The organism is Heliobacterium mobile, from assembly GCF_009720735.1.
GTDB lineage: Bacteria > Bacillota > Desulfitobacteriia > Heliobacteriales > Heliobacteriaceae > Heliobacterium > Heliobacterium mobile.
Genome location: NZ_WNKU01000064.1, coordinates 1 through 4282 on the forward strand (window position 1 = coordinate 1; position 4282 = coordinate 4282).

Sequence of the window (4282 nt, forward strand, 5' to 3'; positions counted from 1 at the left end):
CTATTGTACCTCAGGCTTTTGCCAATTCCGCTATATTCAGTTACACTAACTGGTTCAAGCTAAAATCCCAACTCTTATATTTACGTTTTACTTTATCCACTGTTCCCCAGCACCAGGCAGTGCTACCGATGAGTGATCGATAGAGGCTTCTTCAATTTGCCCCCAGGCCCAGTAGGTGGATGGCACATCAGACCAAGTGGCCTTGGTCAGTCCTGTCAGCGGGCCTCTTCCAAACAACCGGTTTAAGGCGGTCACCGCTTCCGCCCGGGTAATGGGCTGCTCGGGGCGGAAGGTTTGATCGGCATAGCCTTTCATCCATCCCGCTTCATTCACTCCGGCGATGTATTTTTCCGCCCAGTGATTTCGGGTGTCGTCAAAGGCGTTCGTTCCGGTGTTCTGGATGCTTTTCCATTTGGCGATGATCGCCGCCATTTGTGCCCGTGTCACATTGGCTTCCGGATGGAACCCTTGATCGGGATACCCTTCCATCAAACCAGCGCGGCTGGCTTCGGCAATGGCTTGACGGGCCCAGAAGGAGTTATCGACGTCAGGATAATTGGCTTCCGAATTGGTCGGCCCCGGCAAGGACAAGGCGTTCGCCAGCAGTGCCGCCATTTCCGAACGCCGAATCGGTTGTTCCGGCCGGAAGGTGCCGTCGGGATAGCCGTTGACGTAGTGGGTATGGTTGAGCATCGTTGGGTTGCTCGGTGAAGGCGTATTTCCCGGGTTCGGTTTTATTGGCATGGTTCCTCCATCGCCATCACTGTCTCCGCCGCTGCTTCCGCCCGATTCTTGCGTGGCCGTTTTCTTCGGCTTCATTTTGAAATCGTAGTTTACGATCGTTTCTCCCACATGGATAATCCCGTCTTCGATCCAACTGTCTTCTCCCGGCTTGGCTGATACATCTCTCTTTTCGACGCGGCTGTCGTATTTTTCATAGCCCTCTTTTTCCCCGATGATATAGTAGTCTGCTTGGGGGAATACCATCCAGGCGTATTCGCCCTTGGCTGTGGACTTTTGCGGATCCTTGTTTTGGTTTGGCGGGAATTGTTCCAAAGTGGGCAAATCGACGACCCCGTCTGGTTTCCGCCCTTTTTCTTGGTTCAGTTCCGTATTGGCCCAATGCAAGGTCACTTTTACGTCTTGCAGGGGTTTATTCGTCTTTTGGTCACGAATGATCCCATAGGGGTCGATCAAGGACACGTTGACCGAGATTTCACCGTCTTCTTGGACGGTGACCGTGGCCGTTCTACCGGCTAACTCTTCGCCATCCGGCCCTTTGACTTTATATATCACTTGGTATTCGCCCGGTGGAATATCGTCGACTTCAAACTGCCCGGCAGTCGCCGTATGGATGGCTTGGCCGGATGCGTTGCGGACGGTCACGGTTACGTTTTGGCCGCCCAGGACGTCCTCGACCGGTTTTGCTTCCCCATTCGGATCGGCGACGAGCAGCATCCCGGTTAAGTTCTTGCTGGACTTGATCTCTTCCCCGACGCCGTTTAATTGCCCCACTGGCGCTTTCTGTTTCAAGGTCACGTTGACCTGCTGCCCATTGACCGTCATGGGGAAGGTGATGATCGGATGATAGGTCCAGTTGCCGCGAGGAACGTATATCTTATACCGCCCGTCGCTTCCTGTCTCCGTTGAGGCGGTAAAGTCGATCACGCCGTCGCCGTTAAAGTCTTCTTTAATGACGACAGTCGCTCCCGCCACAATCTCGCCGGATGTTTGATCTTTGACGATGCCTTCAATCGACGCTGGCATAAACTGCATCGTCAACACCGCTTCTAGGCGTTGCCCGTCATCGTCGATGTTGGCTCGCAGAATTCCCTGGGCCGGCGTAATCCCTTCGAGTAACGGCGCGGTCAGTTCAATGACGGCTTGCCCTCGGTCATCGGTGACAATCGTATTCTGATCAAGTTTGCCTACGTTGGTGGAGAAGGCCACCGGGATGTTCGGAACGGGTTTTCCTTTCGCTGATTTGACGGTAACGGTGACCGTCGCCGTAGAGCGGCCGTCGCCGACCAAGGATGGAGGGTCCATGGTCATGGTGATCTGTTTGCTTGTGTTTACGGTAAAGGTAACCGCTTCCGATTCGATGTTTTCTCCGTCCGAGTTTCTTCCGATGACTTGGATTTCGTGCTCCCCAGGAGATAAGGCTTTGTTGACGGCCCATGTCCACTTCCCGTCCAGTCCGGTTGTCACTTTCCCAGCCGGTTTATTATCGAGGTAGACGGTGAGGACGCTCCCTTTGGCCGCTTCTCCGGCGATGGACGGTTTATTGGTCATGAGGACACTGTTTTTGACTGGTTCAGTAATGCTGATTTTCGTGAGTTCGGGGTTTTTTCGCTCGACTTCCAGGGTGTATTTCTGGGTGAGCAAGCCCTGGCTTCCAACCACGTTCACTTCAAAACGGTTGGTCCCTTCGACCAGGGGCAGCCTTGTGGGTTCCCCTTTTTTCATCCGTTGGCCGTTTATGTATACGTTTGCTTCGTCCGATTCGGGAACGGCGGTAATTTTGATTTCCTCGACTTCATTTTCAACCTTGACACGGTATTCGCTGGTTTGCGGGCTGAATGCCGGTTCGAGGTTGCCCGGCTCTACGGATAAGCTTTTGAGGGATAGGGCCACCACGGAGTTTTCCACGTTCATATCGGTGACCGGGGCCAGCAGGTTCCCCGCCTCGTCGCTGATTTGGCCTCCCTGGTACGAGAGCTGTACGGCTTGTCCACTCTTTACGGGGGTTGATAATTGGATGAGCAGTGTATTTTTCGATTCGCTTTGGACGCGGTCGATTGAGACATTCTTGCCATCGACGGTGACCGTGAATCCGCCGAGCTTGCCCGATTTAACAGGCTCGGTAAAGGTCACTCGAATCACTTTTGCGTCTCCATTGTCGATGGACGCCTTGGCGATGGTCAGCGCCGTTTTGTCGATGTTATTGACGGTGATGGTTTTGACGGCTTCATTGCCCGCTTTGTCGATGACGTAGACGGTGTAGTCCCCGTTTTCATCGACGGGAAAGGTGGAATCGGTGAGGGGGGTACCGCCGTCGGCAAAGTAGGCTACCTCTTGTTCCCCTTTGGCCCACTTGGTGAGCACGACGGGGCTGCCTTTTTCTTTGACGCTTACTTTTACGGTCAGGGATTGATTTGTCGGTTTTTCAGAAGACACGGTGAGGGTGATCTCCGGTGCCTTGGTATTTTGGACGTTGTTTCGTACGGCATAATCGCTGAACGGTTCGAGTTTGTTGCCCGATTTGTCTTGGATGCTCTGTCCCGTGTATTGAAGGGTGATGTTTTGGCCGAATCGAATCGGTTTGTCGAGGGTGAGGGTAATCCTGTTGTCTCCGGTTAAGGCGATCGATTTGATCTTCCCTGCGTTGCCGTCGACGAACACTTGAAAATCCTCTTTGGATCCGATTTTGACTGGTTTATTGAGGGTCATGACGAGGGTATCGGGGGCATCATTGTCGATACGGGCTTCGGTAACGGCTAACGCTGATTTGGAGATGTTGTCTATTTTGATGACTTGCACCGCTTCGTTTCCGGCTTCGTCTTTCGCGTAGACCGTATAAGTCCCGTTTTCGCCGATGACGATTTGATTATTGGTGAAGACGGTTCCGTTTCCGGCAAAGTAGGCTGCGTCATGATCACCAGAGGCCCACTTCTGGACGGTGATGTTGCTGCCGGTTCCGTCGACGGTGACGGCCAAGGTGACGTCTTTGTCGGTCGGATCTTGCGTGGATGGGGTGATGGTGATTCGCGGCGGCAGGTTATCGATGGCGGTGACGGCTTGCGTTTTGGCGCTTTCGGCCGCCGAACCGGGTGATTTGCCTGTGGCGGCGAAGGGAGTGACTTCAAAGCTGATGTATTTGCCGACATCGGCAAGCCCCAGCGTGTAGGTCCTTCCTGTCGCTCCGGAAATGGCTGTTTTGTTGATTCCGTTTGAATCGTCCGACCGGTACCAACGGTAAACGGAGCTTCCTTCTGGGTCGTTTTCGGCGTCGCTATAGGTGTAGTTGCCGGTTAGGGTTTGTCCGACTTGGGCTGTTCCGGTGATGCTGACTCCGGTAGCGGTGGGGGCGGTGTTGATCGGGATCGGGGGCGGGTTTGCCGTCCACTTCGCGTATAGTGTGATATTGGCGGTTACCGTATCGGTAGTGAATGCCCAAGGGGTGGTGCAACTGGCTTCTTTATACCAGCCACTGAAGGTATAGCCTTCCTTCGCAGGAACCGCAGGAGCACTAATTGTCGAACCGGAGTTTACATTGGTTATG

At 53.8% G+C, this 4282-nt stretch carries 1 protein-coding gene; it reads right to left on the reverse strand.

What is annotated here, in order from left to right:
* Positions 1 to 87: 87 nt before the first annotated feature.
* A partial coding sequence (locus tag GJ688_RS19235) for an S-layer homology domain-containing protein (RefSeq protein ID WP_207708849.1) occupies positions 88 to 4282 on the reverse strand: 4195 nt, incomplete at its 5' end.